The sequence below is a fragment of the Kordia algicida OT-1 genome (assembly GCF_000154725.1).
Classification (GTDB): domain Bacteria; phylum Bacteroidota; class Bacteroidia; order Flavobacteriales; family Flavobacteriaceae; genus Kordia; species Kordia algicida.
In genome coordinates this window covers 1,894,161-1,900,706 of record NZ_DS544873.1, presented here as the reverse complement: position 1 = coordinate 1,900,706, position 6,546 = coordinate 1,894,161, and the positions used below count along the sequence as shown (strand labels likewise).

General features: G+C 34.9%; 5 protein-coding genes and 1 rRNA gene (1 of these 6 cut by a window edge). 4 read left to right on the top strand and 2 right to left on the bottom strand.

Annotated features, from left to right (window positions below; all coding sequences use genetic code 11):
- Positions 1–1,116 (bottom strand): hypothetical protein (locus KAOT1_RS08105; protein WP_007094280.1); only part of this gene is annotated, 1,116 nt, incomplete at its 3' end.
- Positions 1,117–1,205: 89 nt separating this feature from the next.
- Between KAOT1_RS08105 and KAOT1_RS08100 the strand changes: the two genes are divergently transcribed.
- Together KAOT1_RS08100 and KAOT1_RS08095 are read left to right on the top strand one after the other, a co-directional pair.
- Positions 1,206–2,084, top strand: coding sequence for a PPK2 family polyphosphate kinase (locus KAOT1_RS08100; protein WP_007094279.1), 879 nt, complete (start codon positions 1,206–1,208; stop codon positions 2,082–2,084).
- 18 nt (positions 2,085–2,102) lie between these two features.
- Positions 2,103–3,497, top strand: a complete 1,395-nt coding sequence (locus KAOT1_RS08095; protein WP_007094278.1) for a M28 family metallopeptidase — start codon at positions 2,103–2,105, stop codon at positions 3,495–3,497.
- Positions 3,498–3,948: 451 nt separating this feature from the next.
- Here KAOT1_RS08095 and KAOT1_RS08085 read toward each other — a convergent pair whose 3' ends face one another.
- Positions 3,949–5,037 (bottom strand): M42 family metallopeptidase, encoded by a 1,089-nt coding sequence (locus KAOT1_RS08085; protein WP_040559418.1) that lies wholly within the window; start codon positions 5,035–5,037, stop codon positions 3,949–3,951.
- Positions 5,038–5,148: 111 nt separating this feature from the next.
- Here KAOT1_RS08085 and KAOT1_RS08080 point away from each other — a divergent pair, with 111 nt between their 5' ends.
- Positions 5,149–5,826, top strand: coding sequence for a DUF4294 domain-containing protein (locus KAOT1_RS08080; RefSeq protein WP_007094275.1), 678 nt, complete (start codon positions 5,149–5,151; stop codon positions 5,824–5,826).
- Between the two features lie 558 nt (positions 5,827–6,384).
- A 16S ribosomal RNA gene (locus KAOT1_RS08075) occupies positions 6,385–6,546 on the top strand (it continues 1,360 nt past the right edge of the window).

Here is a 6,546-nt window from a genome sequence, read left to right as displayed (position 1 = left end):
GGGTAACGTATACACAAACGTCCAATAATTAGTATTACGATACAAATGACGCGTTCCATGTCCCCAAGACTTAAAAGCATCATCATCACGTACATAAATATTGTAATTATCCTCATCTTTCTCATGCAAACTCGTCTGCATATAATAATTAATCCCAAAAGAATGATACGTTTTTCCTTTAGAAATAAACGTATATTCTGCATTGGCTTCCACGCTTCCGATAAAATCATTCGTTCCAAAATCAAAATTATCAGCTTGTAAATCGATGGCATTCTTACGAAGTAAATTTCCGCCCAAACCAAACAGTATAAAATTTCGATCGTTTAAATCAAACTGTTTCACTCCAGCAGCAGAAAATCCAACATCCATAGACATATTATACTTGGAAAGATTGGTTCCGATATGAGCGCCAAAATTGAAGTAAATTTTCTGTTCGTTCAAAAAAGTAGGATAGAAAAAATAATGTGTCTCAATTCCAGCCGTTAAAAAATCGCCATTTCCAAGATTAAACGATCTTCCGTTACGATCCGTGTATAAAAATTTTGCTTTGTCCAATCCAAAAACGCGTCTGTCAAACGGATCATCGCCGCCAGCCACATTATCATGGAAAAACTCAATAAAACGATCGGTTGTCAATGCAGAAAATGGAAACTTTCCATTGGTCAATAAAAAAGCTCTAAAACCAACGATTAACTCTTGATTTTTCGTGGTCGGAATTGTCAAATTACCACGCAAACCTTTAATTACACCATCGGTTTCAATCTCAAAATATCCCGCATCAATCTGATCTTCTTCTACAAAATACTGTCTGCTAAACCAAGCAATATCACGCATTTCTCTACGTAAATTAGGATCATTCGGAATATACGTTTTTACATTTGGTCCCCAAACATTTCCGCTTTCAAGCGTAATATCGAGCTCCATTCGGCGGGAAGCTTTCACTTTAAAATTATGATTCAACCGTGAAATAAAAATTCCAAACGGATTTGTAGATAAAATACTAGGTTTCGAAATTCCGTTTTTGCCAAAAGCAGGAATTGAATCTTGATCGCTTTGCGCGAACGCACTCAAACTCAAGCAAAAACAGAAAACGAATACTAATTTTTGATATTTCATAATGCAATACTAATAATTTGAAACAGCTAAACTACAAAAAATGTAAAGTACAATCCGTATATTTAGCATTCAAAGAAAAATAGTAACGCATGAAGCATTTCGATAAAAACACTTTCAAAGTCACAGAACCTATAAAACTCAGTGAAACAGCTACAAAATTTGATCTTGGAGCATCTAAAAAAGAAATCAAAAAAGAACTCGAAAATGTACGAGAAGATTTAGGAAAACTACAAGATACGCTTTACGCGCACGGGAAATATGGTGTATTGGTCTGCTTGCAAGGAATGGATACAGCAGGAAAAGACAGCCTAATTCGTGAAGTATTCAAAGATTTTAACACACGCGGAATCGTAGTGCATAGTTTTAAAGTGCCCACGGAATTAGAATTGAAGCATGATTATTTATGGAGACATTATATTGCATTGCCTGAAAGAGGGAAGTTTTCTGTCTTCAACCGAACGCATTACGAAAATGTATTGGTAACGCGCGTTCATCCATATTATATAATGGGCGAAAATATTCCTGGTGTAGATTCTGTTGAAGATATAAATGATGATTTTTGGGCAAAACGTTTTGAGCAGATTAACAATTTTGAGAAACACATTGCCGAAAACGGAACGATTATTTTCAAATTTTTCCTGAATCTTTCGAAAGAAGAACAAAAAAACAGATTGCTTCGTCGTTTAGAACTCAAAGAAAAAAACTGGAAATTCTCACCAGGCGATCTAAAAGAACGTAAACTTTGGGACAAATACCAAGAATGTTATGAAGATGCGCTCAACAGAACAAGCAAAGAACATGCGCCTTGGTTTACCATTCCTGCGGACGACAAACCAACGGCACGCTATATTGTAGCAAAAACAATTTACGATACCCTAAAAGAATACGATGATATTGAAGAACCAGAATTGGAAGATGAAATCAAAGCAAATCTGGAATTGTACAAAAAACAATTAGAATCTGAATAAAAATTAATAGCACTCAAAATGAAGAAACTCTCTATACTAATAGTACTCGCTACTGCAATTGGTTTTGCACAAAATGCAGATGAGAAACAACTTAAAAAAGTATATTCTACTTCGCTGACTAACGGGCAAAGTTATGCCTGGTTAGATCATTTGTCTAATAAAATTGGGGGACGACTTTCTGGTTCGTCAAATGCAGCAAAAGCAGTTCAGTATACAAAAGCTGAACTAGAAAAATTAGGCTTAGATAAAGTGTGGTTACAAGAAGTAATGGTGCCAAAATGGGAACGTGGAAAAGCAGAAAAAGGCTATTTTATGTCTGGTTCTCAAAAAATAAAAGTGCCAATTTGTGCCTTAGGTGGTTCTGTTGCTACCAAAAACGGCGGAGTAGAAGCTGAGGTTATAGAAGTGCAAAATTTTGAAGACTTAAAATCACTTGGAAAAGAAAACATCCAAGGAAAAATAGTTTTTTACAATCGCCCAATGCAACCTGACTTAATCAGTACGTTTGAAGCGTATGGCGGTTGTGTAAATCAACGCTACGCAGGCGCAAAAGAAGCCATAAAATATGGAGCGGTTGGAGTTGTAGTGCGATCTATGAATTTGCGTATGGACGATTTTCCACATACGGGAAGCATGAGTTACGGTGATATTTCAGTGGCAGATAGGATTCCTGCGGCGGCAATCAGCACAAATGGTGCAGAATTATTGAGTAAACAACTCAAAAAAGATCCAAAAACAAAATTCGGATTCACAATGCATTGCAAACAATATGAAGATGTAATGTCGCACAATGTCATCGGGCAAATTACGGGAAGCGAATTTCCAAATGAAATTATTATTGTGGGCGGACATTTAGATTCTTGGGATTTAGGAGATGGTTCTCACGACGATGGTGCAGGCGTTGTGCAAAGCATGGAAGTATTGCGATTGCTAAAAGAAACAGGTTATAAACCAAAAAGAACAATTAGAGTTGTATTGTTTATGAATGAAGAAAACGGATTGCGTGGCGGACGTAAATATGCAGAAGTTGCCAAAGAAAAAGGCGAGAAGCATGTATTTGCCTTAGAAAGTGATGCAGGTGGATTCACGCCAAGAGGATTTTCGTTTGATTGTTCAGATGAAAACTTTGCTCAAGTGGAAAGCTGGCGAAAACTATTCAAACCATATTTAATTCATTATTTTGAAAAAGGTGGAAGCGGCGCAGACATTGGTCCCTTAAAAGACGATCAAATTGTATTGGCAGGTTTACGTCCAGATTCACAACGTTATTTCGATCATCATCACGCAGAAAACGACACTTTTGATGCAGTAAATAAACGTGAATTGGAATTGGGAGCGGCAACAATGACGTCATTAGTATACCTATTTGATAAATATGGAACAAGAAAACCGAGTAAGATAAAAGGTAAATAAATTCAAAGTATATAAAATTAAAAACAGCCGTTTCAAAACTTTCTGAAACGGCTGTTTTTATGCCATGACTATACAGCGCATAAATTAGCTTGCATACAGCCATCAAACTTATCAAAATCATCAGGATACGTTTTATCGCAATGATTGTATACTAAATAACAATGAGGAAAATCTCCTCCTTTGATATACTTTTGTTCTCTTTTTGATAATTCACGTCCTAACTTGGTAATCGATTTTAACATAATCATAATTTTTTTAATTAATATAAGATCAAAGTTAAGCCAAGTCAATAGAATTCAAAAGGATTAGTTTTTACGATTTATAAATTTTAAATAAAAAATCATAAAGGCTTACATGCAGCAAAAAATATATCCATAAAAAAACGACACTATACTATATAATGTCGCTTCTGTATTTAAAAGTAAGAAGTAGTTCTTTAAATAAAAATCAATTAGTCAAAATAACTAAATGATTCACCTTCTTTAATTGTCAATAATGTTTCATAAATCAATCGAATCACATTTTCCACATCGTCTTTATGTACAGTTTCCACAGTTGTGTGCATGTAACGTAGTGGCAATGAAATCAGTGCAGAAGGAACGCCACCATTACTATACGCAAAAGCATCCGTGTCTGTTCCTGTAGAACGACTAGAAGCCATACGTTGAAAAGGAATTTTCTTAGTTTCTGCGGTTTCTATAATACGTTCGCGCAACTTATTTTGTACGGCAGGCGCATATGAAATCACTGGTCCGGCACCAATTTTAGTTTCTCCTTGTGTTTTCTTATTAATCATAGGAGTTGTTGTGTCGTGGCAAACATCGGTCACAATGGCAACATTTGGTTTGATGGTTTGTGTAATCATTTCAGCTCCGCGCAAGCCAATTTCTTCTTGAACGGAATTTGTAATGTACAATCCAAAAGGAAGTTTTACTTCATTCTCGTGAAGCAAACGCGCAACTTCGGCAATCATAAAGCCACCAGCTCTATTATCAATTGCTCTACAAACAAACTTATCTTTGTTTAAAACATGAAATTCGTCTGGATATGTAATCACGCAACCAACATGCACGCCAAGTTCTTCAACTTCTTTCTTGCTTGTGCAACCAACATCGATAAAAATATTATCTAATTTTGGAGGTTCTTCCTTGCCTTTAGTTCTCGTGTGAATTGCTGGCCAGCCAAAAACACCTTTTACAATGCCGTTCTTCGTATGAATATTTACCCATTTAGAAGGTGCAATCTGATGATCGCTTCCGCCATTTCGTATCACATATAACAAACCGCTATCAGTAATATAATTTACATACCATGAAATTTCATCAGCATGTCCTTCAATCACAACTTTATACTTTGCTTTTGGATTAATAACACCTACAGCAGTACCATAAGAATCTGTGATAAACTCATCAACATAAGGTTTCAAATAATCCATCCAAATCTTCTGTCCGTCCCACTCATAACCCGTTGGAGCTGCATTATTCAAATATTTTTCTAAAAAAGTCATTGACTTTTTATTAATAATTTTCTTTTTTGCCATAAATTCTTAATTTAATTCTGACGAAAATAATAATATTAAAACAGATTTAATAGTTATAAGAGGATGAATTATTACATTTGGTATAAAAATTGAAAGAATTTTAAGGTATTCATGAAAAGAATTAGTCTCATATTAATAATATTGGTTTCCTATTTAGGTCAGGCACAAATCGTAACGCAAGATACTACTAAGGTAGAACGATTTCTAATTGAAGGAGATACAATTGCGCGTTCTTCCATTGAGCTCGAAGAAGTAATTGTATTTAATAAACTGAAATTTTCTTCGAAAGAAGAACGCATACGTTATTTAATACTCCGAAGAAAAACCTTAAAAGTCTATCCATATGCAAAAATGGCTTCAGAACGTTTGGTAAAACTAAATGAAAGACTAGATCAAATAGATTCCAAATCGAAACGTAGGCGTTACACCAAAAGAGTTCAAAAATTCATAGAAAAAGAATTAACGGCCAAACTAAAAAAGCTGACCAAAACGGAAGGACAAATATTGGTAAAGTTAATTCATCGACAAACTGGAGAAACTGCTTTCGAATTAGTCAAACGTTTGCGAAGCGGATGGAAAGCATTTTGGTATAACACAACAGCAAACCTCTTTGATATTTCTCTCAAAAAGGAGTTTCAACCAGAATTCAATCACGAAGATTACCTAATAGAAGACATACTACAACGTGCTTTTTTCAACAATCAGCTAAAAAAGCAACCGTCAGCATTACCATTTTCATATCTAGAACTCACAGATAAATGGTCGTCTAAAGATCAGGAAAAGAAATAGTTGCGTCGCTAAATAAAAATCATTACCTTTATTTCCCTTTTTTAGAAAACGAAATTTTTTCAATATTTCTTAAAAAAACTTTCAAAAAGTCTAGGTGGTAAGGAAAAGGTTTCTATATTTGCATCCGCTAAAACAGACATGGTTTGTGTTAGTGAAGTTCATTACAAGGCTAGATTAATTTTTGATTAAAAAAACTTTCAAAAAAGGTTTAAAAAGATTTTGTTAGAAAGGAAAAAGGGTTGTATGTTTGCATCCGCTAAAAACGGGAATGTTTTTAGTTAAGTTCTAAGAGATAAATTCTTTATTTTGGGAGGCAAGAAGTTTGCGATAGAGCTTCAAAAAAAATCTCAAAAAAAGTTTTGTAGAATTAAAAAAGGGTTTTATATTTGCACCCGCTTTCGAAAGGAAGTTTAAGAAATAGAAATAAATAGTTCATTGACATATTGATTAGCAGCAATTATATTGGAGACAATATAATGATAAAAAACATAAGCAAAGACATCTTTTGAGAGTAATAGAATTGTTCGGAGTTGAAAGAAATTATATTATAAAGAAACAACGATGAAGAGTTTGATCCTGGCTCAGGATGAACGCTAGCGGCAGGCTTAACACATGCAAGTCGAGGGGTAACATTGGTGCTTGCGCCAGATGACGACCGGCGCACGGGTGCGTAACGCGTATGAAACCTACCTAATACAGGGGGATAGCCCAGAGAAATTT

Coding starts and splice junctions, on each gene's coding strand:
- KAOT1_RS08100 (WP_007094279.1), top strand. CDS start 1,206: ATGAAGCATTTCGATAAAAACACTTTCAAAGTCACAGAACCTATAAAA.
- KAOT1_RS08095 (WP_007094278.1), top strand. CDS start 2,103: ATGAAGAAACTCTCTATACTAATAGTACTCGCTACTGCAATTGGTTTT.
- KAOT1_RS08085 (WP_040559418.1), bottom strand. CDS start 5,037: ATGGCAAAAAAGAAAATTATTAATAAAAAGTCAATGACTTTTTTAGAA.
- KAOT1_RS08080 (WP_007094275.1), top strand. CDS start 5,149: ATGAAAAGAATTAGTCTCATATTAATAATATTGGTTTCCTATTTAGGT.